Here is a 22,562-nt window from a genome sequence, read left to right on the forward strand (position 1 = left end):
TTGCTATTCCTATGCGAAATTATGTGAAAGACTCACAAATAGGCAAAATATATGCATAAGTAAGACAAGGCTCATCCATCCGAGCCGATCATCGGAGTGGTTCTCATGGTCAAACTGGCAAGTCTGGCGCTCGTCGCCGCTTTTCTGTCGCTGAATTTCACCCCGGCCTATGCAGAGGCTCCCGCGGCCGATAAGGCTACCGGCGCCAAGACGGTGACTGTGTTCGCGGCGGCGAGCCTCAAGAATGCATTGGATGACGCCGCTGCGGCCTTCAAGAAGAAGAGCGGCGTCGAGGTCTCCATCAGCTATGCGGCCTCCCTGCCGCTGGCCAAGCAGATCGAATCGGGCGCGCCGGCCGACATCTTCATTTCGGCCGACACCGCCTCCGCCGATTATCTCTCCTCGCGCGGGCTGCTGAAGGAGGGCTCGCGCACCGATCTGCTCGGCAATAGCCTCGTGCTCATCGCGCCCAAGATCGCCAGCACGAAGAAGCTCACGCTGGATAAGGCCTCGCTGCTGGGCGCGCTCGGCGACAGCGGACGCATCGCCACCGGCGATCCGGCCTCCGTCCCTGTCGGCAAATACGCCAAGGCGGCGCTGCAGAAGCTCGGCCTGTGGGAGGATTTGGAATCGCGCTTCGCCTTCGCCGAAAATGTGCGCGCCGCGCTCCTCTTCGTCGCGCGTGACGAGGCGCCGCTCGGCATCGTCTATCTGACCGACGCGCATTCGGATCCCAAGGTCTCGGTCGTCGCGACCTTCCCGGCCTCGTCGCACCCGCCGATCGTCTATCCCTTCGCGCTGACCGCCTCCTCGACGAGTGACTCGGCGGCGAAATTCTTCGCCTTTCTGAAGGGTCCGGAGGCCGCCGGCTTCTACAAGAAGCAGGGCTTCGCCGTTCTGCACTGAAACGGCTTTCCCTCGCCGCCGCTCCCAGTCTATCCTTCGGCGGCGAGGGAACCATGACCGTAGCGCATAATCCCAAAGACCTTTCGCGGACGGCCGCGCCGTTTCGCCTCGACCGCGCCCGTCTCGCCGAGCTGGCGGAGATGGCGCTCGCCGCCGTGCGCCGCGCCGGAGCGAGCTACGCCGATATTCGCCTCGGCGAGACGCGCCGCCAATTCGTCCAGGCGAAGGAAGATCGGCTCGACGAATTTTTCGAGAGCGTCAGCCCCGGCTTCGGCCTGCGCGTGCTCGTCGATGGCTGCTGGGGCTTTTATGGCGCGCGCTCGCTGGAGCGAGGCGCCATAGCCGCGGCGGTGGAGCGCGCCATCCACAACGCCCGCGCCGTCGCGCCCATCCGCGTCGCGCCCGTGCAGATCGAGGAGACCGAGCCGCATGTCGCCGAATGGATCATGCCGCTCGGCGTCGATCCTTTCGCCGTCGATGCGCCCGCCAAGGTCGAGCGCCTCGTCGCCGTCAACGCCGCGGCGCTGGCGGCGGGCGCGGATTATTGCGTCTCCTCCTTCGCCTTCGCCACGGAGGAGCGGCTCTTCGCCGACAGCCGCGGCAGCCGCATCTTCCAGTCGCGTACGCGCACGCAGCCCTCTTTCGAGGTCACGCTGATCGACAAGGCCTCCGGCCGTTTCGCGACGCGCGAGAGTCTCGCTCCGGCGCGCGCCGCCGGCTGGGAGCATGCGCTCTCCTGCGATCTCCTCGGCGAGGCGCGGCAGGCCGTCGAGGACGCGCGGCAAAAGCTGGGCGCCAAGCCCGTCGAGGCGGGCGTGACCGATGTCGTCATCGACCCCACCAATCTCTGGCTCACCATTCACGAGACGGTCGGCCATTCCACCGAGCTCGATCGCGCGCTCGGCTGGGAGGCGAATTTCGCCGGCACCTCTTTCGTCAAGCCGCATATGCTCGACAATCTGCGCTTCGGCAGCGAGCTGATGACGATCAAGGCCGATCGCTCGCAGGAGGGCGGACTCGCCAGCATCGCCTTCGACGACGATGGCGCGCCGCGCGAGCGCGCGGAATTCGAGATCGTCTCCAAAGGCGTGTTCCGCAATTTCCAAATGGCGCTGGGTCAGGCGCATCTCATCGGCGCCGAGCGCTCCAACGGCTGCGCCTATGCGGATGATCCGACCGCGTTTCCCATTCAGCGCATGCCGAACATCTCGCTCGCGCCCAATCCCGAAGCCTGCAAGCTCGAGCAGCTGATCGGCGGCGTCGAGAAGGGGCTCTATATCGTCGGCGCGGGAAGCTGGAGCATCGATCAGCAGCGCGACAATTTCCAATTCGGCGGCCAGATGTTCTACGAGATCCGCGACGGCAAGCTCGGCGAGCCGGTGCGCGACGCGGCCTATCAGGGCCGCACCATTCCGTTTTGGAATTCGCTCGATGGACTCGGCGACGCCTCCACCTACCGGCTGTGCGGCACATTCACTTGCGGCAAGGCGGAGCCGATGCAGCTCGCGCCGGTCTCTCATGGCGCGCCGGCGGCGCGCTTCCGCGGCGTGACGGTGCTGAACACCGCGCGCGACTGAAATCCTTCACGGCGAAGGCCCCCTCCCTCACCCTCCCCCGCTGCGCGGGAGAGGGAGGCGGCAAACGCTACACGAAATCTCCATGAAGCGCGCAATCTGCCCCCTCTCCCGCGAAGCGGGGGAGGGCTGGGGAGGGGGCTCGAGCACATTCGCTATCATCGCGCGAAGCCACTCGATTGCTTCGCCTGTGGCTCGCAATGACGTTGTGCGCCTTTAGAATTTGAACTTCACCCCTCCGATGAAAGCCCGCGGCGAGCCGGCGATGATCGATGCGCCGGTCGAATTGGCGAGCAATATCGCCGGCGTCTGCACGGCGGTTCCCGTCATCAGCGTGTTGGTCAGCACATTGGCGCCGGCCACATAGGTGCGGTCGAAGAGATTCTTCACATCGAAATAGACCTCTATGTTCTTCACATAGCTGTCCGCGATGGCGCGGCTGTAATGCACATTGAGATTGACGAGTCCATAGCCCGGGATCGACGTCAGATTGGCGTTGTCGATCGTGTAGGAGCTCTTGAACACATATTCGACGAAAGCGCCGAGCCCTTTGAAATCGCCGTCCGCAATGTCATAGCCGGCGCGGCTCGTCAGAGTATGCGTCGGCACATTGGGGATGCGATTTCCGGTGCGATTATAAGAGACGGTCGATGAGAGATTGTCCCAGAAATTGGTGAAATACTGGTCATTATAGGCATAGGCCGCGATGAAGCGCCAACCATCGAAAGGCCGCCAATCGACGCTCGCCTCGACGCCGCGATGGATCGAGGAGGGCGCGTTGAGCTGATAGCTGACGAGACCATTCGATTGAGTGAGTATCTCGTTGCGGAACCATTCGTGATAGAGCGTGACGCTCGCCGTCAAATTCTTCGCCGGAGTCCAATCGACGCCGAGATCGACGCCCATATTGGTCTGCGCCTTCAGCGAGGCGTTGTTGCCCGCGCCCGTCGGCGTATTGGTGAGATACATGAAATTCGGCGTGCCATAGCCCGTCGCATAGCGCGCGCGGAATTGCCATTCCGGGCTGTAGCGATAGGTGAGCGAGGCTTCGGGCGCCGTGTTCCAATAGTCATTGTCGACGCCGACCTGCGTCGGCCGCGTCATGGTTCCATTGCTCGCGTAATTATAGACGCTATAGACGCCGGAGATTCTGTTCCAATTGGAGCTGAAGCCGATCGCCGCGGTGAGCTGCGGCGTCAGCGCGATCTCCTCGCGCGCGCGAAGGCCGATATTGGAATGATTGGATTCGATATTGCCGACCGCGCCGCCGATCGCGCCATAATTCCACACATTGGGAACCTGCGAATACAGCGGATTGACGCTTTTGAGGCCGTCGTAGAAGAAGCCGAGATAATGCGTCGCCGGCAGGCCGAAGATCGCGCCATGATTGGTGATGTCGGTCGAGGCGCTGAGGCCAAAGGACGGGCCGCGGATCGCGACCGGGCCGCCGAGGCCGCCGAGCGCCGCCGGGCCGACCTTCGGCGGCGGCCAAGTGCTGTTGATGTAATCGAGATAATCATAGGTGAATTGCGTGCGCCATGTGGTGGCGTTGTCGAAATCGTGCTCATAGCGCAAGCCGACAATGTCGCGCATCACATGCCAATGCGTGCCGAGCTGCCAGACGCTCTGATTGGAGAGCCCCGACGTAGCGCTGGTGAAGGAGCCATTCGCCGGCACATTGAGATTGTTGCAGAAGGGCAGATTGGCGGGCGTCGCTATGCGGCAATTGACATTCTTGCCATAAGGGTTGGTGTAGAATTGCGTCAGCGAGCTGCGGTTCATGAATTCCGCGAAGGAGCTGCTGGCGAGAAATTTGAACGTCAGCCGATCGGTCGGAAGCGGCGTCCAAGTGGCCAGGACCTTGCCCTGGTCGAACTCATGCGCGCCGCGCGCGAGATAGCCGTCGCCGCGTGTGTCGGAGCCGAAGATCGCAATGTCGAGATCGCCGAGATCGCGGTCGGTGAATTTCTTTCCGACGCGCAGATAATTGTTGAAATAGCCGAAGCTGCCGAATTCCGAGCCGGTCTCGACGCCGTCGATCTCCTTGCCGGTCAGGCTGCGGAAATTGATCGCGCCGCCATAGGCGTAATTGCCGAACATCGCCGAGGAGGGGCCGCGATAGACGTCGACGCCCGAGAAGGAATGCGGGTCCAACATGTCGGTGCGGCCATTGCCGTCCGCGGTGACGATCGGAAAGCCGTCCTCATAGAGCATGATATTGCGGACGGAGAAGGGGTAGGTCATGCCGAGCCGATTGCCGGAGCCGCGGATCGACGGCAGCAGCTCGCGCGGCATCGTGCCTTGCGAGATGGAGACGCCGGGACTGTATTGCAGCATGTCCTGCACAGTCTGCATCGGCGTCGTTTCGAGGAATTTGTGATCGACGGTCGTCACCGTCTGCCCAGGCGGATCGCGGTAGATCGGCAGCTTGGCGCGTTCGGCGTCGAAGCCCGGCGCGGTGGAGACGCCGCTCGCGCGCTTTTGCTCCGCGCCTATGTCGATGGGCGGCAGCTCGGCTCCACTGGCGTCGGTCATGGTTCCGCGCGCCGCCTGCGCGAGAATGATGGAGACGGAGCGTCCATTCTCCGACAGGCGATAGGAGAGGCCGGTTCCCGAGAGCAGCCGGTCGAGCCCTTCGCGCACCGAATAGGCGCCGACGACGCCGCGCGTTCGCATCGCCTCTGTGAGGCCGACGTCGAAGACGATATGCAGGCCGCTGCGGTCGGCGAAAGCGTTGAGCGCCGTCTCCATGGCGCCGGCCGGAATGCGATAGTCGCGCAGCGCCCCGTCGCGCTCCTGCGGCGAGATAGAGGCCTGCGCGCTCGTCACCGGAGCCTCGGCCCCGAGCGTCATCGCGCTCAGCGCCAAGGCGATCGCCGTCGAACTCATATTCACGCCCTCGCCTACCGACTTCTTCCTCGCCATGGCCATTTCGTCCCGCCGTCGCAATGCCCGCCATAGAGTTCGGGCTCTCGGGAACAGGACGCAGCAGGCGGAAAAAGCGGAACCTCCCTCGCTCGAAAAAATTCGCGCGCCGATGAAGCGTTCGAATTCAATACAGAAGGATCAGATAGCTGGTGACATGGATGGCGCGCAGGCCGAGCGAGGCCTCTATTTCCGCCAAGGATTGCAGCGCGTCCTCCTGCGCGCCGAAGACGCCGGAGATGCGCCGCGCGCAGATCGCGCGATCGACGCAATAAATATAGCCGCGATGATAGCGGCCGAGCGCGGCGAGCACATCGCCGAGCGGCTGCCGATTGACGATGAGCTTGCCGCGCCGCCAGGCGGTCGCCGTGTCGATATCGATCGTCTCGGGCGCGCGCGCCGGCGCGTCGCGCTCGAAGGCGGTCTGCTGGCCCTCTTCGACGATCGTGGTCTTGCCGCCGCTGGCGACGCCGACGCGGTGCTCCGTCACAGTGACGCGCGCGCCGCTTTTTTCCAGCGCCACATCGAAGGCGGTGCCGAGCGCGGTGACGCGGCCGTCGCCCGCCTCGACGACAAAGGGGCGCGAAGCGTCGGGCGCGACGTCGAACCAGGCCTCGCCCGAGAGGAGGCGGAGCCGCCGCTCGCCCGCCGCATAGCGCACTGCAATGGCCGAGCGCGAGTCGAGCAGCACATGCGAGCCGTCGTCCAGCGTCACCAGACGCTTCTCGCCGACGCCGGTGAAGTGGTCCGCCTCGAGCCGCAGGACGATTTCATCATAAGAGGCGAAGACCGCGACAGCCGCCGCCGCGGCGAAGGCGAGGGCCGCCGCCCGCATCTCGCGCGCGGCGCGCGGCGCCGGCCGCATGCGGTGGGCAGGGCTCATGCCGGCGAGGTGGCCGTACATATGCAGCACGTCGTCGAAAGCGGCCGCATGCGCCGGCTCGGCGCGCCAGGCCTCGAAGGCGGCCGTCTCCTCGGCCGAGAGCTTCCCCTCGCGCAGGCGCACGAACCATTCGATCGCGGCGTCCCCGGCTTCGTCCGGCGCGGGTTCTCTCGCCTTATCCCCGGTCATCTCTCCATCCGTCCTCGAGGCGCCGCGCGCGACAGTATAGATGACGCGGCCCCGGCGCGAGGCGGAACCTCGAAACGGGAAAAAATCACTCGGCCTCGCTCCGCAGCGCGGCGCGGCAGGCGCGCAGCGCGAGGCTCACATGCTTGCGCGCCATGCGGTCGGATATGTCCATCCGCCGCGCCACCTCGGCGAGCGGGACGTCATTATAGATATGCAGCTCGAAGGCCTCGCGGCAGCGCGGCGGCAATGTCTCTATGGCCGCCTTCAGCAGCGCCGAGCGCCGCTCATAGTCGAGCCGCTCCTCGATCGGCGTTTCCGGCGCCGGCGGGTCGATCACATAGTCGCCGAATTGGAGACGGCTCTCCTCGGTCTTGCGGCGGCGGGCGAAGTCGCGGGCGAGATTGACCGCGATCTGTTTCAGAAAGGCCGGCGGGTCCTCGATGGTCTCGGGCCGATCATGGCGGACCATGCGCAGGAACGTCTCCTGCAGCAGATCCGGCGCATCGACGGCGCCGACCTTGCGCACGAGAAAGCCGAAGAGATCGCGCTTATGGGCGAGGAACAGCTCGCGGAACCGCCAGGGTTTGGCGTCCGCAGGCCGATCGCCGCGCGACGAGATCGATCGAGACAATGGAAACGCCCTGGCTGGCGCGCGAGCGCGATGGAACCGAAAAGTCGAGACCGGCCGCTCGCCCGAGGGGCGGCGGCATTCGATTTTCAGGCCGATGGCGGCGCGCGTGAGGACCAGGAGCTCGCCCAGCCGAGCGGCGGCGCGCGCGGCGACAGCGCCCGCGCGCCTATGCTGGCGACGCCGTCCGGCCGCAGCGAAAGCGGCGCGGCGATGGGCGCGAGGGCGGGCGGCTCGGCGCCGCGATCCGAGCACAGGACGCAATGATGCTCGCCGGCGTGATGGGCGAGTGGCGTTCCGTCGCTGTCGCGGGCGGCGGCGCAGAGCGCGCTGGCCGAGAGAGCGGAGGAGAAGCCGACATCGCCATGCGCGCGCGCTATCGAGCCGAAGAGGGCGACGGCCTGCAATAGGGCGAGAATCACCGTTGCGCAGGCGAGGAGCCGGCGCGCCGGGCGGCGCATGGAGGAGAATGTCCTCATCGGGCGCAAAAATAGGTCCGCTGGAATTCCCGGGTCAATGATCCGGGGCCGCTGCGGCCGAATATCCGAGCCGCTGTTGCGCGGCGGCCACAGTCGCGGCCGCGCCAGACGCTTTCGAACGGCGGACAACCATCTTATCATGCGACTGCCGGCCGCCGCCGGACCCGTCGAATGAGAAAGGCCGGCCATGTTCCTGACGCGAGACGACGCCCTCGCCCTCGCCGATCGTCTGCGGTCCCTGTCCGCGGCGGAGTCCTGCGTGATCCGTATCGAGGGCGAGGAGGCGCAGAGCCTGCGCTTCGCCGGCGGCGGCGTCACCACCAATGTCGCGACGGCGCGCGTGAACACGCGCATAGAGTCGCATGTCGGCGGGCGGGTCGGCGCGGTCTCGGTCGGCGGGCTCGAATGGGAGGAGCTCGCCCGCGCCGTGGCGCGCTCGGAGGAGATCGCGCGCCTCTTGCCGGCGGACCCCGAATTTCTGTCGCCGCTCGGCGCGCAGGCCTATTCGGAGAGCGCCCGCTACGACGAGGCGACCGGAGCGCTCGATCTTCGCTTTCTCGCCGAGGCGACCGCGCGCGTCGTCGCCGAGGGGACGGCGCGAGGCGTGAACATGTTCGGCTGCGCGGCGGCCGGCCGCCGCTTCTCGGCGCTGGCCTCGAGCGCCGGACTCTTCGCGTATGATCGCGAGAGCTTCGTCGATCTCTCGACCACCGCGCGCCATAAGAGCGACGGCTGGTCCGGCTGGGCCGGCGCCCGCCATTTTTCGGTCGCGCAGCTCGATCCCGCCGACATAGGCCGCCGCGCCGCGCTGAAGGCCGCCCGCGACGAGGAGCCGCTCGATCTCGAGCCCGGACGCTATACGGTGATATTGGAGCCGACGGCGGTGGGCGAGCTGGCGCAATGGCTGATGTGGATGCTGCGCGCGCGCCCGGCCGACGAAGGCCGCAGCTTCTTTTCGCGCGCCGGCGGCGGAACCAAGCTCGGCGACGCTTTGTTCAGCGCCGATTTCTCCATGCGCTCCGATCCGCGCGACGCGATCGCGCCAGAGGCGCCCTTCGGCGAAGAAGGGCTCGCGCAAGAGGCGCGGCGGTGGGTGGACAAGGGCGTGCTGAAGACGCTCGCGCGCCCACGCTATTGGGCGCAGAAGACCGGCGCCGAGGCCATTCCCGCGGCGCATAATTTCACCGTGGCCGGCGGGACGACTCCCCTCGAGGAGATGATCCGCGGCGTGCGGCGCGGCATATTGGTGACGCGCTTCTGGTACACCAATATAGTCGAGCCGCGCGGCCTGCTGCTCACCGGGCTGACGCGCGACGGCAATTTCCTCATCGAGAATGGCGAGATCGTCGCGCCCGTGCGCAATATGCGCTTCAATGAAAATCTCCACGGCGCCTTCTCGCGCATAGCGGCGATCGGCGCGAGCGAGCGCGTGAAGACCGAGATGGGCGGCGCGGCGATCTCGGCCCCGCCGATGCTGATCGAAGGTTTCGAGTTCTCGTCGAAATCGAGCGGGATTTGAGCGCGCCGCGCGAAGCGGTCAGCGATAGCTCACGAGGCGCGCGGCGCCTCGTCATAGGATTTCTCTTCCACGATCAATGAGCCGCAGGCAAGGTTGATGCGCTTCTTCAGCGCCGCGCGATGGTCGTTGCGCTGATAGACGCTGCGCGCCAGCGCGATGAACTCATCGCCGAAATCGCCCCGCTTGTCGCAATTGCGAATATCGTCCTCGATATTCCACAGCGCGAGATTGGTCTCCTCCAGCTCGCGCGCCAGCGCGTCCAGCGCGCCGCCGACGAAGCCGCGCTCGTCGCGCAGTCCCTGTAGCAGAGCGAGCTCGCGCGCCACATTGGCGAGCTTTTCGGCGTCGGCGATCTTGCGCGCCTTTATCTCGAGAATCGTGATGCGGTCGATGAGATCACCCACCGAGCCGGGAATGAGAATGGCGTCCGCCTCGGCCGGCCGCGCATGCGACGCCGCGAGCGCTGCGAGCTCACGCGCGATGCGCGCGAAGACGTCGCTCCAATCGCCGCGCTTCTCCTGACGGAACAGGCGCGCGCTGTGATACCAGGGGCTGTCCTCGCGCTCCAATTGCCAGCGCCATTCCGGCGCATGCTTGATCGCGATCCACACCGGCTTGCCGAGCGCGCCGGCGAGATGGGCGATGGAGGTGTCGATCGTCACGACGAGATCGAGATTCTCGATGACCGCCGCCGTATCGACGAAAGCATCCGCGCCGGCGTCGAAATCCGCGCCGAAGGACATGACGCGCATGGGCGCGTCGCGCAATTGATCGGCGCCGAAATTCTTCTGAAGGCTATAGAGCCGCACGCCCGCAATGGCGCCGAGCGGCGCGAAAGCCGAGAGCGGCGCGGCGCGCGCATGGTCGGAGCGCGAATGCGCGCTGCCTTGCCAGGCGATTCCGACCTTCAATCCTTCGCCGGCAAGACGCTCGCGCCACAAAGCGACGCGCTCCGGCTCCGCATGAAGATAGGATTCGCCCGGTATCGTCTCCGCGCGCGTGCCGAAGGCGTGTGGCAGGCTGCACAGAGTGACGCAATAATCATAGGCCGCATCCTGCGCCGGAGCGGCGATGATCTCGACAGTCTCGCCGAGGCCGCGCATCAGGCGCAGCAGCGCGGGGCGGCAATGATAGGCGACCTTGGCGCCCGCCTTCGCCAGCAAAGGCGCATAGCGGATGAATTGCAGCGCGTCGCCGAGGCCCGCCTCGTCGAGAATGAGGAGCGACTTGCCGGCCAGCGGCTCGCCGCGCCATTCCGGCCAACGATAGGCGACCTCGGTCTTGGGGCGATCGTCCAGCACCCAGCGATGCTCGAACAGCTCTAGGCCTTGCTCGAACTCGCCGCGCAGCAGCAGCAGCGTGCCCTTATTGGCTTTCGTCTCCGCATGGCGCGGATCGATCGCGAGCGCATGGTCGAATTGCGCGCGCGCCTCGTCGAAGCGGCCGAGCTCCTTCAGCACGATGCCGCGGCCGCAATGCACGTCCGGCTCATCATCGGCGAGGCGCAGCGCCTCGTCGAAGGAGGCGAGGGCGTCGTCGAGATCGGAGCGGCGCATCTCGACCATGCCGCGACAGCGCCAGGCGAGCGCGAATGTCGGATCGGCGGCGATGGCGGCGAGCGCGCAAGACAGCGCCTCCTCGAGCCGGCCGAGCTCGAACAGGCACATGCCGCGATTGGTCAGCAGCTTGGGATCCTGCGGCGCGCGCGCGAGGGCTTCGTCGAATATTGCGAGCGCGGCGGCGTAGCGCTTGGTTTCGTGCAGCGCATTGGCCTTGGTCAGCAGCGCCGGAACATGGCCGGGCGCGAGGCTCAGCACAGTGTCGCAGAAGGAGACGGCGTCCTCGTAGAGGCGCAGGGCGACGAGCGCCGCGAGCGCGCCATCGGCGGCGTCGAGACAGGAGGGATCGAGCGCGAAGGCGCGCGCGAAGCAATCGAGCGCTTCCTCATGCCGCGCGAGACGCGCGAGCGAGACGGCCTTGTTGCGCAGCGGCACGGGATCGGCGGGAAGAAGCGCGACGGCGCGGTCGTAATCTTCGATCGCGCGCGCATCCTCGCCGATCGCATGCAGCGAGAGGCCGCGATTGGCGAAGCCCTGCGCATGGTCGGGCGCGCGCGCCAGCAATTGCCCATAGGCCTCGACGGCCTCGGCGCTGCGTCCGGCCATTTGCAGAGCGACGCCGTAATTCAGCCATCCCTCGACATTGCCGGGATCGAGCCGCAGCGATCGCGCGTGGTCGGTTACGGCCGCCTCCGGCCGTCCGGATTTTTGCAACGCCACCGCGCGGCCGTAGAGCGCTTGCGCATGATCGGGATCGATGGCGATCGCTTTGCCGAAATGATCGATCGCCGCTTCGTCCTGTCCGAGCGAGACGCGGACGAGGCCGGCGAGATAGCTCGCGAACGCATGCCGGTCGACCAGCGCGCGGGATGCGTCGATTTTACGCAATGCGGTCGCGAGATCGTCCGCTCGCAGGCTCGCCATGAGATCGGCGAGCAATTCGCTCGCATCGGCGGGCTGCGGCGCGGCGGCCACATGTCGTTTCTGCTGTTTCGATTTCAACGAGCTAGCCTCGACGCAGAGGGACGAAGATTTCGACTAGCGAGGCGAGCTTGTCTCGAACTGACGTCCAATATTTTACTGATGTGATAATGTTTCAGCGCCGCAGGACTGTGCGATGCAATGACGAATTGTGACGTGTTAGTAATGCCGAAACTTCCCATATCGCTTAATCCATCATCACGGGAATGCGCGAATTTGATTCGCGGAGGCAGCGCGCCCGATGGTTAACGAATTGCGGGAGCAAAAGATGGCCGAGTCTTCGAAGAGCAGCTCGTCTCTGGACGACAGTTTGGCGTTCATGGAGATGAACGAGGCGGCCCGCGGCGCCTTGCGCCAAGTCAAGCCTGTCATCTCGAAGGCCCTCGGCCCGGCTCTCGACGCTTTTTACGAGAAGGTTCGCGGCGACGTGAAGCTGCGCGGCTTCTTCTCCGACGAGCGCCATATGGCGGCGGCGAAATCCGCGCAGATGCGCCATTGGGCGCAGATCACCGAGGCCGAGTTCGGCGCGGAATATGTGCGCATGGTGACGGCCGTCGGCCAGGCGCACGCCCGCATCGGCTTGGAGCCGAGCTTCTATATTTCCGCCTATGCCCTCATCACCGAGCGTCTGATCCAAGCCATTGTCGAGGACAATCTCTCGGGCTCCATGCTCGCCGGCAAGACGCGCGTCGATCGCACCTCCCGCGGCGTCGCAGCGCTCGTCAAGGCCGTCTTCCTCGACATGAATCTCTCCGTGTCGGTCTATCTCGACGTGCTGCGCGAGGAGCGCCGCACCGCCGAGGCGCAGCGCGCGGAGGCCGAGGCGCATCAGCGCCATGCGATCGACGTGATGGCCCATGCGCTCGAGGAGCTCGCCCGCGGCGATCTGCAGCGGCGCGTCGTCGACAAGCTCGATGGCGGCTTCGACAAGATCAAGGAAGACTTCAACAATGCGGCCGCCAAGCTCGCCACGGCCTTCGCCGATGTGGGTGATTCTGCGAGCGCCATCCGTTCATCGAGCGTCGAGATCGCCAAAGCCTCCGACAATCTCGCGCGCCGCACCGAGGCGCAGGCCGCCAATCTCGAGGAGACGGCCGCCGCGCTCGAGGAGATCACCGCGACGGTGAACAAGACCGCCGACAGCACGCGCCATGCGAGCGAGGTCTTCGAGGTGACGCGATCCGACGCCGAGAAGGGCGGCGCCATCGTGCGCGACGCCGTGGAGGCGATGCGGCGCATTGAGAATTCGACGCGCGATATCGGCAAGATCATCGGCGTCATCGACGAGATCGCCTTCCAGACCAATCTTCTGGCGCTCAACGCCGGCGTCGAGGCGGCGCGCGCGGGCGAGGCGGGACGCGGCTTCGCCGTCGTCGCCTCGGAAGTGCGCGCGCTGGCGCAGCGCTCGGCGGAGGCGGCCAAGGAGATCAAGGCGCTGATCGCCGCCTCGACCTCGCAGGTCGAGAATGGCGTGGTGCTGGTGACGGAGACCGGCGCGGCGCTGGAGCGCATCGTCTCGCAGGTCGGCGAGGTGAGCCGCGTGGTGACGGACATCGCCGCAGGCTCGCGCGAGCAGGCGACCGGCCTCACCGAGGTCAATCGCGCGGTCGGCCAGCTCGACAGCATGACGCAGCAGAACGCCACAATGGTCGAGGAGACGACGGCGGCGAGCCACAGCCTCAGCCATGAGGCGGAAGAGCTCTCGAGCCTCATCTCCGTTTTCCGCATCGAGCGCGGCGAGAGCGCGCGTCCGGCGGCCGTTCCGCGCGCGAGCGAGCGGCGCGTCGAGGCGGCGCCGGCGAGGCGGCGCGTCGCTTCGGCCGGCGGTCGCGGCGCCTCGGCTCCGTCCGCGGATGAGAGCTGGGAAGAGTTCTGATCGTTCGAATGCGAACGAAATATAGGTCGCTTCTTTCACAATATGCGCCAGATGATTGATCTGGCGCATATTTTTTCGCGCTTCCGGCATAGTAGAGCAAAGAGCGCGCTAAGTAGTTTCCACAGGAAGCCTGTCGGCCGCGCCTGCCTTACAAGCCACCGAATCCCTAAGCGAGGCGCGAACTCTCGCCTCTAAAGCGCGTCGCCGACGGCTCGAACGCGACGTCCGCAAAAAGCGCGGTCCGCGGCTGCGGTGTCGCGCGAACACCTTCCCGGTTCGGGCGTCCAACGACGCTCGCGTCTCGGAAGGGGGAGAGGAAGTCGGTGGACGAACTGGGCGATCAGCTTCAGGATATCGAGGATCTGCGGCGGCTTCTTCTCGAGGCCGGGCAGAGCCGCGAGCGTCTCGGAGCGCGAACGGCGCCGGCTGCGTCCCCATCGTCGAGCGAGGGCGCCGAGCATTTCTGCCGTCGTCTGCTCGAGCAGATGCGCGAAGGCTCGATCGAGCTTTCGCCCGAGGGCGTGATCCTGCATTGCAATCGCCAGTTTCGCGAGATGATCGGCCGCCCGGCGGCGCAGCTCATCGGCGACAACATGCTCGATCATATCGCGCCGGATCAGGCCGAGCGCTTCGCCGCTTTCTTCGCGGCGCCGGAGGCGGCGAGCCGCGAGTTCGAGATTCGCCGCGCCGACGGCTCGCTGCTGTCGGCGAGCGTCGAGCTGGGCGCGCCGGCCGAGGATGCGCGGCCGCGCCTCGCCATCGTCACAGATCTCACCCAGACGAAATGGATGGAGCGCTCCTTCGCCGCCAATGAGGCGTTGCGCGAGCGCGAGAAATGGTCGCGGCTCGCCGTGGCCGCTGGCGGCGTCGGCACTTTCGACGTCGATCTCGTCACCGGGACGAGCCGCTTCTCCGTCACCATGCATGAGATTCTGGGATTGGCGCCGGATCAGACGCTCTGCTTCGCCGAGGCGGGGGCCATGCTGCTGGAGGCCGACAAGAGCGATTTCGAGCGCAAGTTTCTCGAGGCCTGCGCGGGCGCCAAGAATGGCGAGTGGAGCCATGAGATGCGCATCAGGCGCATGGACGGCGCCTTGCGCTGGATCGCCCTCGCCGGACAATTCGAGTTCCGCCGCACCGCGCGCGGCGTCGTCGCGACGCGCGCGATCGGCGCCGCCATCGATGTGACCGACCGCCGCGAGATCGAGGATTCTCTGCGGCGCAGCAATGAGCGCCTGCGTCTCGCGCTCGCCGCCGGCGCGATCGGCAGCTGGGAATACGACATCGCAGCGGACGTCACCGAGGCCGATCAGAAATATCGCGAGATCTATGGCTTTCCCGCCGATCAGCCGCTCTCGCCGGAGGTGGTCTTCGCCATCGTGCACGAGGATGATGTCGCGTCGGTGCGCCAATCGATGCGCTCGGCGGTCGATCCGCACGGCGAGGGGCGCTATCAGGCAGAGTTCCGCATCCACAGAAAGAGCGACGGCGCTCTGCGCTGGATCGCATGTCGCGCCCAGGCCTTGGTGGAGAACGGCCGCGCCGTGCGGCTCATCGGCGTCGTCAGCGACATCACCGAGAAAAAGGCGATCGAGTCCGAATTGCGCGAGAAGGCGCGGCTCGCCGATCAGCTCGCCGGCATCGCCGCCTCCGTGCCGGGCCTCATCGCCTCTTATCGGCTCGGCCCCGACGGCAGGGCCTCGATGCCTTATACCTCGCCCAATGTGGAAGACATTTACGGCATGGACGCCGAGACATTGCGGCAGGGCGTCGACGGCAAGTTCGCGCGCGTCCATGCCGACGATCTGCCGCGCGTGCTCGCCAGCATCGCCGAATCGGCGCGCTCGATGAGCGTATGGCGCGAGAGCTATCGCTATAATCATCCGCGCAAGGGCTGGATATGGGTGGATGCGCAATCGAAGCCGACGCGCGAGCCCGATGGCGCGACTCTGTGGCACGGCTATCTGCAGGACGTCACCGAGCGCAAGCGCATAGAGCAGGCGCTGGTGGACAAGGAGGCGCGCCTCTACGCCACGGTGGAGGGGGCGCATGACGCCATCCTCACCGTCGATGAGAAAGGCGCGATCCAATCGCTCAACTGCGCCGCCGTGCGCATGTTCGGCTATGCGAAGGCGGAGGCGATCGGCGCGCATGTCGAGACTCTGGTGCCGGTGCGCCTCTTCGGCGGCCGCAAGGCCGGCGCCGGCGCCTGCTTCATGGAAGAGCGGGAGTCGCTCGGCAATGTCGTGGAGACGCAGGGTCGTCGCAAGGACGGCGGGCTCTTTCCCGTCGATCTCGCGGTCAGCGAAGCCTCCTATCATGGCCGCCGGCTCTATATCGCCTTCATCCGCGACCTCACCGAGCGGAGCAAGATCGAGGCGCGCATGCAGAAGCTGCACGCCGAGCGGCTGGACGCGGTGGGCGAGCTCGCGGCCGGCCTCGCGCATGAGCTCAATCAGCCGCTCTCTGCCACGGCCATCTATCTGAAGGCGGCGCGCCGCCTGCTGCAAATGCCGGTCGAGCAGCGCCCCGCCAATGTGGAGGACGCGCTCGACAACGCCGCGACGCAGATCGTGCGCGCCGGCCAGATCATCGCGCATCTGCGCGAGTTCATCTCGCGCGGCGAGCCGGACAAGACATTGCAGAATTTGCACGACATCCTCGACGAGGCGCAAGAGCTCGTCATCGTCGAAGCCAAGCAGTCGGGCATAAATGTCGTCTTTCGCCTCGACGCCGCCGACGATCGCATTCTCGCCGATCGCGTGCAGATCAAGCAGGTGCTGGTCAATCTCATGCGCAATGCGCGCGACGCGATGAGCGCTTCGCGCACGCGTCGGATGACGATCTCGACCGCGCTCTGCGGCCGATCGATGGTGCGGGTGGATGTGGCCGACACGGGCGCGGGGCTCTCCGCGGAAGCGCGCGCGAGCCTCTTCGAGCCCTTCGCGACGACCAAGCCGAACGGGCTCGGAGTCGGCCTCACCATCGCGCGCTCCATCGTCGAGGCGCATTACGGAAAAATCTGGGCCGGTCCCAATAGCGACGGCGGCGCGACATTCAGCTTCACGCTGCCGCTGGCCGCGATGGAGGAGGAAGAGTGAGCGAGCCGACCGTGCATGTCATCGACGACGACGCCGCCGTCCGCGACGCGCTGCGCTTGCTGTTGCGGACCGAAGGCCATGAGGTGACGACGCATGGATCGGCCGTCGATTTTCTCGCCGGAGTCGATCGCGCCGCCACAGGCTGCATCGTCACCGACGTGCGCATGCCGGAGATGACCGGCATAGAGCTGCTGCTGAAGGTGAAGAACATGGGGCTGTCGCTGCCGGTGGTGGTGATCTCCGCCCATGCCGATGTGCCGCTTGCCGTGCAGGCGATGAAGGAAGGCGCGCTCGATCTTCTGGAAAAGCCCTTCACCGATGAATCGCTCCTCTCCGCCGTGCGCCAGGCGCTCGCCTATGACAGCGGCAAGCGTGCGCGTGATTTGCAGGCGCAGGAGATCCAGCGCCGGCTCACCACGCTGACGAGCCGCGAGAACGAGGTGCTGGCCGCTCTGCTGCGGGGCCAGCCCAATAAGATCATCGCCCATGAGCTCGGCATAAGCGTGCGCACCGTGGAGGTGCATCGCGCCAATGTGATGGCCAAGATGCAGGCCGGCAGCCTGCCGGAGCTGGTGCGCATGTCGCTGGTGCAGGCGCCGCGGGCCGAGCGCGAGGCGGAGGGCCAGAGCGAGGCGAGGGACGAGGCGAGGGGCGATGGATGATGCGGCGAGGCGCAGGCTCTGCTATCCTTCACGTATAGGTAGAAAATTACGAGATTTCACGCAGGCCTCGAAAGACCGGCGACGGCGCCGGACGGCCAAGGCCGCATTTTGGAACGGATCCGACTGTGTTTCGATCGCCGATCCTCGACCCGCGACCAAGGGCCATATTGGTTTGCATCGCCGAGAGGCGCCGTCCGCGCGAGCCGCGGCCGACGCGAAAGCCTGGCGCTCTCGAAACGGCTGGCGCGAGACTGCTGCGACGATGGGAGGCGGCCGGCCTGCCGACCGTCTTCGTCGAGCGCGATCTCGCTCTGGAGCGGGCGGATTCCGTCGGCGCGGCGGCTGGCGAGCCGTCGCTGCTGCGCGCCGAGGCGCCCTCGCTGCTGCGCGACGCCGGCTTCCTGCGGCTGTTCGAGGGCCTCGGCGGCCCGCTGCTGATTCTGCTCGGCGATGCGCTCGGCGATCTCGCTCTGGAGACCGCGATCGACGGATTTCTCGCCGGCCATCCGATCATAGTGGTGAAGGACGCCTCGCCCTCTCCGCTCGACGGAGAGGAGGAGAGCGCCGGGGCGTTGCCGCTCCTCTCCTGCTTCGCGCGGCTGATGGGGGCGGAGGAGCTGGCGCGGGAGTGGACCGGCGTCGACTGATCCCCCGCCATGGCGCAAGCGCGAGCTTGTTTCGGCGCGCGCCTTGGGCCAGTCTCCCGCCGCGGCGCAACAGGGCGAGGCAGGGGAGAAAAGCATGGACATCAAGGAGCGGCTCCGGGACATTCTAGAGCGCGCCAAGCGCATCATATCGTCGCCCAAGACGGAGTGGGCGGCGATCGAGGCGGAGCAGACGACCGCTCTCGATCTCTATCGCAATTACATCCTCTATCTCGCGGCGGTGCCGGCGATCGCCAATTTCCTCGGCGGCTGGCTGTTCGGCTTTTCGCGCGGCTCCAATATCGTGCATTACTCCTTCTTCACCGGCCTCATCCGCGCGGCGCTGCAATATGGGCTCGGCCTGCTGCTGCTCTATGGCGTGGCTCTGGTGATCTCGATGCTGGCGCCCAGCTTCGAGGGCAAGCGCGACGATCTGCGCGCGCTGAAGCTCATCGCCTATTCCTACACACCCATCTGGCTCGCCGAGATATTCGGCCTCATTCCGGGCCTGCGCTGGCTCGACGTGCTCGGCGTCTTCGCGGTCTATCTCTTCTATGTCGGCGTCTCGCGAATGATGCGCAGCAAGGAGGAATATTCGGACGTCTACACAGCGGCGGCCCTGGTGCTCGGCATAGCGACGTCCTTTCTGCACGGCATGATCGTCCATATGCTGGTGCCGACGCCGACCGTGTGAGGCGGGGCGTCTCGCTCCCTCTGAAGTCATTCCGGTTCCGATCGAACCGGCATGACTCTCATCTCTTTGCTCGGTCGTGTTTTCGTCACGCGAGCCTTTTCCCACTTCGCTCGAAAACATTCTCATCCGCGACGGATCGAGGATAGGATTATCATCCGCCCACGCCGAGACGCCCGGCGCCTCGCGGCGGCGGGGGAGGAGGGGCGGCTCGGGACGCTCCGACCCCTTTCGGCCGCAGCGCGAAGAAATATGCGTGGTTTCGGAGCGTCCCGAAACGCGGCTTCGCCTTCTCGTCGACGTCCCGAGGCGCTTTCGGACCCGCGAATCCTGGGTTTTCACATTCAGGACGCGATCGCTTCCGAATGCCTGGGCTCACGGAACGGCTCTCGCCCTCCCTATGGACGGGAGAGAAACGCCGGTCCGGCGACGCGCCGCCTGTCCAGGGACGGGGGTCGCCGTCCCGGATGGAGCCGGCCCCCGCCCGCGCTCCACGACCCGAGGAACGCGCCCTTTCGTCGACGGGAGCGAGAGGAAGATAGGAATACTTTCAGGATGCGTCAAGGGCCGACATAGAGGCGATTCGGCTCTCGAGCGGAGGTGGACGCCAGCGCATCCCCGTCTCCCGCGCGCGGGCGATCGACTGCGCGGGTCCTCCCGCAAAGCGGGGCCGGACGAGGGTCAGACGGCGAAGGGAAGAGCTGCGACCCGAAGCCGCCATCGTCACAGTTCAGATCAAGTCGGACGCCCGGACTGCTACTCCACCGGAGGGGCGCGACCGATAAATTCATGTTATGATGCAATATGACTTCACTTCTAACGTTGAATGGCATCCCGCCCCGTATTCTCGGCTCGTTGACTGAAGAACAGCGGAAAGTCGTGGCTTCTTACGCTTCCAGCGATCGGCGCGAATCTTACAATGATTGGTGGCAAAACGGCGTCCCAGAACCAATCCGCCCATTTGCAAAATTTGTTAGCGGCGCCGCGATCAGTTTTATACGTTGGGGAGCGACCATACTCGAGAATAACAGAATCGGTGTCATTTCGTCACAGGTCGGAATTGGTCAATCAACCTTTGGCGGCCTCGATACAAATCTGCACTCGGATATGAGGGGGGCGTCAGAGCAGCTTAGAGAAGAGAGAATTATTTGTTTACGATTGCTCTGCGTTTCCAGCGCAGCAGCAACTTTTATCGATTTGACAGACCAAGAAAATATAGAATCCATTCTCGATTCACACAGGATCGACGATGGTCGCATCTACAAGACCGAGCTGCTGAGTCTATCGCAAAAGAATGGATACGCCGTAAGCCCGAAACCATGGGACGTTATCGTGTTCGATGCAAACACGCCACACATTCCTCCGGGCGCGCTTCAATCCAATCGGCGTGTTTTTCAGCAGGCGTGGATAGAAATACAGTTGCCTCCAGATTGGCGCCCACGCCTGAGAAGCGATAATAGGCCTTTGTTTATGTTTCCTGATTTTTGATCTTCGCAATAGTCGGCGCCGTGCGAGCTGAGCTGAAAGTCGCCTTCGAGGTATCGGGCGAAGGTCGGCTCATAGCGCCGCCTCCCCGCTCGGGACGGCGAAGGGGGAACTCGACCGCGAGGAGACATTCGGGGTAGGCATCCGCCAGGGTCGGCAGCGCTGTCGTGGCGACACTCTCTCGACGACTTATCTCGTTTCGAATTTTGTCGAGTTCGACGAGGTTTCAATTTCGAAGGCGGGGCTTCCAGCGCGCGCGAAACTTGTGCTTCTGCTCGCCTCCTGTCTTGATGTCAGTCTACACACATGCGAGACATTCAATGCGCGCTGAACTCGTTGCAAAGACGTTTTTCCTTCTCACCATCTTTTTCGGAATTGTCCCGACGACGCCTGGCGACGCGCAAACGTCGAAAGGCTCGGCATTGGCCGACGAACAACAGGTAAAGCAATTCCTTTCCAGCCTGACGTCCAGCGACGCCGCGGGAAAGATAAAGGTCGCCGTTCGCGACGCCAAATATTCTCCATCGACACACGAACTCGTCATCGCCTTGTCGGTCACCAACGCCGGCGCGGAAGCGGTGCGCTTCGGGGAACTGGTCGCGGACGGTTTCCGCTTTCTCGACCCGGCGCTTTTCAAGCTCCCTGTGCCCTATCCCGAAAAATTCGTTGTCCGGTCGGCGAGCCTCGATAGCGAGGTTCCGATTTACCCGAACGGCACGCGGGAGGCGACGTTGAAGATCGGCGAGTTCGATCGCCTCCTCCAGAGCAAACGCAACGCACGTTCCCGCCGAGGCTCCTCGATAAGGATAAACGGATATCTCGCGTTCTTTTCATCCGCGGGACGCCGCTACGCCGTCCGCATCGATAAAGCCGTCGAAACGCCGGCCTCCGAGACAGCGGAGACTGCGCAAGACCAAAAGCTCAAGCGCCAGTTTCTCGACGCGCTCGACCCCGCTCATGCGCCGCCGGCCATTCAAGCCATCGTCAAGGACGCCGCTTACGACGCGGCGGCGAAAACGCTCACGCTCGAATTTCAGGCCCGCAACGTCGGCGACGAAATGGTCAAATTCGGGGAACTGATCGTCGACGAACGCCGCTTTCTAAATCCCAGGATCTATACTGCGCCGGTAAGAAACTATCCCCTGCAACTCGTCTACACGTCGGCCGCGTCTATCGACTCGGATAACGCATTGACGAGCGGAGAAACGAGAGAAGTAAAGCTCGTCGTCTCAGACTTCGACAGCGTTATGAATGCAAGAAAAAACAAGATGCCGGCGGCATTCGATGCTTTTCTCGAATTCTGGTCTCCGGTGGGCCATCGTTTCGTGACGCGGATCAACGCCAAATTTCGCGCCACCAATTAGGCGCGGCGAGGCGATTATCGTGAAGGCGGGGACTCGGTTGGAACGTCGGCTCTTGGCGCATCCTCCTCGTACGGCGACGAGGAACTTTGACCCCAAGCGGGCATTCGCGGAAGCTGCGCCACTTTGGACCGAAGCAGCAGCGCCACGTCTTTTGCACGACCCGACCCATCGAAAATTCGGCTGAGCGGAGACCGCGCAGACGCGCCGGACGCGCCTGCGATCAGGGGTTCTTGCATTCCGTCACGGCGCGACGCCCCCGGCCGAGGTCCGAAATCGGCTCCACGACGACGACCTTGCGGAAACCGCCAAAAGCCGCCATCTGCTGCTCGTTGACGACATGGCAAATGTCCGCGCCGATGTTCGGGGCGACGCCCTGTCCGCTGAGCCGGTAGACGGCAGGTTCGTTGCTGCGACGGTAGAATCCATTGGGCCAGCCGCAATCGCCCGTCTGCCGACCGACCATCGCGAGCACAGGGACTTTCCTGACCTGCGCGAAGCCGCCATAGGCATTCATCTGGTCCGGGCTTACACATGGCACCAGAGAGAGTCCGTGTATTGGTACATCACCGCCGGCTGGCCATTTTGCTTGTAGAACTGGCCTCTCACGGCGGGTTGATCCGGGTCGTTCGGCATGGCCGCTGCATTTTGCGACGCAGCGGCGACGACGACGCAGGCGGAAAGGATTTTCGCAACTATCTTCAAGACACGGTTCCCCTGTTGGCTCATGGCGTCGTGCTCGCGCTCCGCTCGGCGCCCGTGATCAGGGCGCCGCTCGCCGGCTTATCCCACGATTTCAGGGAGGCGGCCCTCGGCGGCGGGCGACTTCGTGAGCACGATTTTTGCCGCTTTACCTGACGTCGACGCCCTGGCGCGCGCAGCGATGCGCGACGCCGGTAATATGGATGAGCGCCGCCTTCTCCATCGATTGAGAGAATTGGCCCAGACACCAGCGCGCATGGCGTGTTGCATCGAGCCATTCATTGTTGCGAAGCACATCGCAACTGACGTGCCCCCGAAGTTTCATCCAGCGGCGAGTTGAGTCCCGGCGGTTGATACGCCCGCGGGCGTGGGGTGAGCAACAGGCGATCGGCGGAGC

General features: G+C 65.1%; 18 protein-coding genes. 11 read left to right on the plus strand and 7 right to left on the minus strand.

All coding sequences use genetic code 11. The features are described from left to right. Nucleotides 1-105 precede the first annotated feature (105 nt). Together modA and EDE12_RS19600 are read left to right on the plus strand one after the other, a co-directional pair. Nucleotides 106-906, plus strand: a complete 801-nt coding sequence (gene modA, locus EDE12_RS19595; RefSeq protein WP_026599211.1) for a molybdate ABC transporter substrate-binding protein — start codon at nt 106-108, stop codon at nt 904-906. A gap of 53 nt (nt 907-959) precedes the next feature. Next, the gene (locus EDE12_RS19600; protein WP_026599210.1) at nt 960-2,483 is read left to right on the plus strand and encodes a TldD/PmbA family protein; all 1,524 of its coding nucleotides are present in this window, start codon (nt 960-962) and stop codon (nt 2,481-2,483) included. A 213-nt stretch (nt 2,484-2,696) separates the two neighbouring features. Here the strand turns inward: EDE12_RS19600 and EDE12_RS19605 are convergent, their stop codons facing one another. From EDE12_RS19605 to EDE12_RS19620, 4 genes are all read right to left on the minus strand, one after another. Beyond that, nucleotides 2,697-5,369: a TonB-dependent receptor gene (locus EDE12_RS19605; RefSeq protein WP_245275800.1), complete on the minus strand. Its 2,673-nt coding sequence runs from the start codon at nt 5,367-5,369 to the stop codon at nt 2,697-2,699. 163 nt (nt 5,370-5,532) lie between these two features. Next, on the minus strand, nt 5,533-6,477 hold the full coding sequence (locus EDE12_RS19610) for a FecR domain-containing protein (protein ID WP_026599208.1): 945 nt from the start codon (nt 6,475-6,477) through the stop codon (nt 5,533-5,535). 85 nt (nt 6,478-6,562) lie between these two features. Continuing rightward, the gene (locus tag EDE12_RS19615; RefSeq protein ID WP_026599207.1) at nt 6,563-7,108 is read right to left on the minus strand and encodes an RNA polymerase sigma factor; all 546 of its coding nucleotides are present in this window, start codon (nt 7,106-7,108) and stop codon (nt 6,563-6,565) included. An 86-nt stretch (nt 7,109-7,194) separates the two neighbouring features. Continuing rightward, the gene (locus EDE12_RS19620; RefSeq protein ID WP_024880815.1) at nt 7,195-7,566 is read right to left on the minus strand and encodes a DUF2946 family protein; all 372 of its coding nucleotides are present in this window, start codon (nt 7,564-7,566) and stop codon (nt 7,195-7,197) included. Nucleotides 7,567-7,771: 205 nt separating this feature from the next. Between EDE12_RS19620 and EDE12_RS19625 the strand changes: the two genes are divergently transcribed. Beyond that, on the plus strand, nt 7,772-9,103 hold the full coding sequence (locus EDE12_RS19625) for a metallopeptidase TldD-related protein (protein ID WP_026599205.1): 1,332 nt from the start codon (nt 7,772-7,774) through the stop codon (nt 9,101-9,103). A gap of 29 nt (nt 9,104-9,132) precedes the next feature. Here EDE12_RS19625 and EDE12_RS19630 read toward each other — a convergent pair whose 3' ends face one another. Then, complete coding sequence (locus EDE12_RS19630) at nt 9,133-11,664, minus strand: DUF6165 family protein (protein WP_026599204.1); 2,532 nt, start codon at nt 11,662-11,664, stop codon at nt 9,133-9,135. Between the two features lie 247 nt (nt 11,665-11,911). On the opposite strand from EDE12_RS19630, the gene EDE12_RS19635 reads away from it, so the two are divergent. From EDE12_RS19635 to EDE12_RS19665, 7 genes are all read left to right on the plus strand, one after another. After that, nucleotides 11,912-13,519, plus strand: coding sequence for a globin-coupled sensor protein (locus tag EDE12_RS19635; protein ID WP_024880811.1), 1,608 nt, complete (start codon nt 11,912-11,914; stop codon nt 13,517-13,519). Nucleotides 13,520-13,842: 323 nt separating this feature from the next. Continuing rightward, nucleotides 13,843-16,620 carry a PAS domain S-box protein gene (locus EDE12_RS19640; protein WP_245275799.1) on the plus strand — a complete coding sequence of 926 codons (2,778 nt, stop codon included), beginning with the start codon at nt 13,843-13,845 and terminating at the stop codon, nt 16,618-16,620. Beyond that, a complete protein-coding gene (gene fixJ / locus EDE12_RS19645; RefSeq protein ID WP_024880809.1) occupies nt 16,617-17,282 on the plus strand; it encodes a response regulator FixJ in 666 nt (221 codons plus the stop codon). Before EDE12_RS19640 ends, fixJ begins: the two co-directional genes overlap by 4 nt. Nucleotides 17,283-17,449: 167 nt before the next feature. Then, nucleotides 17,450-17,929 (plus strand): hypothetical protein, encoded by a 480-nt coding sequence (locus tag EDE12_RS19650; RefSeq protein WP_026599203.1) that lies wholly within the window; start codon nt 17,450-17,452, stop codon nt 17,927-17,929. A 94-nt stretch (nt 17,930-18,023) separates the two neighbouring features. Beyond that, nucleotides 18,024-18,620, plus strand: coding sequence for a YIP1 family protein (locus EDE12_RS19655; RefSeq protein WP_024880807.1), 597 nt, complete (start codon nt 18,024-18,026; stop codon nt 18,618-18,620). Between the two features lie 801 nt (nt 18,621-19,421). Then, the gene (locus tag EDE12_RS19660; RefSeq protein ID WP_134188243.1) at nt 19,422-20,105 is read left to right on the plus strand and encodes a hypothetical protein; all 684 of its coding nucleotides are present in this window, start codon (nt 19,422-19,424) and stop codon (nt 20,103-20,105) included. A 317-nt stretch (nt 20,106-20,422) separates the two neighbouring features. Next, entirely contained in the window at nt 20,423-21,466 is a 1,044-nt protein-coding gene (locus tag EDE12_RS19665; RefSeq protein ID WP_024880806.1) for a methane monooxygenase/ammonia monooxygenase subunit B, read from the plus strand. Nucleotides 21,467-21,686: 220 nt separating this feature from the next. Here EDE12_RS19665 and EDE12_RS19670 read toward each other — a convergent pair whose 3' ends face one another. Beyond that, nucleotides 21,687-21,980 (minus strand): hypothetical protein, encoded by a 294-nt coding sequence (locus tag EDE12_RS19670; protein ID WP_026599202.1) that lies wholly within the window; start codon nt 21,978-21,980, stop codon nt 21,687-21,689. A 41-nt stretch (nt 21,981-22,021) separates the two neighbouring features. Between EDE12_RS19670 and EDE12_RS19675 the strand changes: the two genes are divergently transcribed. Continuing rightward, a complete protein-coding gene (locus EDE12_RS19675) occupies nt 22,022-22,321 on the plus strand; it encodes a hypothetical protein (RefSeq protein ID WP_134188244.1) in 300 nt (99 codons plus the stop codon). Here the strand turns inward: EDE12_RS19675 and EDE12_RS22150 are convergent. After that, a partial coding sequence (locus EDE12_RS22150) for a hypothetical protein (RefSeq protein ID WP_208326070.1) occupies nt 22,314-22,562 on the minus strand: 249 nt, incomplete at its 5' end. The two genes, EDE12_RS19675 and EDE12_RS22150, sit on opposite strands and share 8 nt — an antisense overlap.

This window comes from Methylosinus sp. sav-2 (assembly GCF_004366495.1).
Lineage (GTDB): Bacteria > Pseudomonadota > Alphaproteobacteria > Rhizobiales > Beijerinckiaceae > Methylosinus.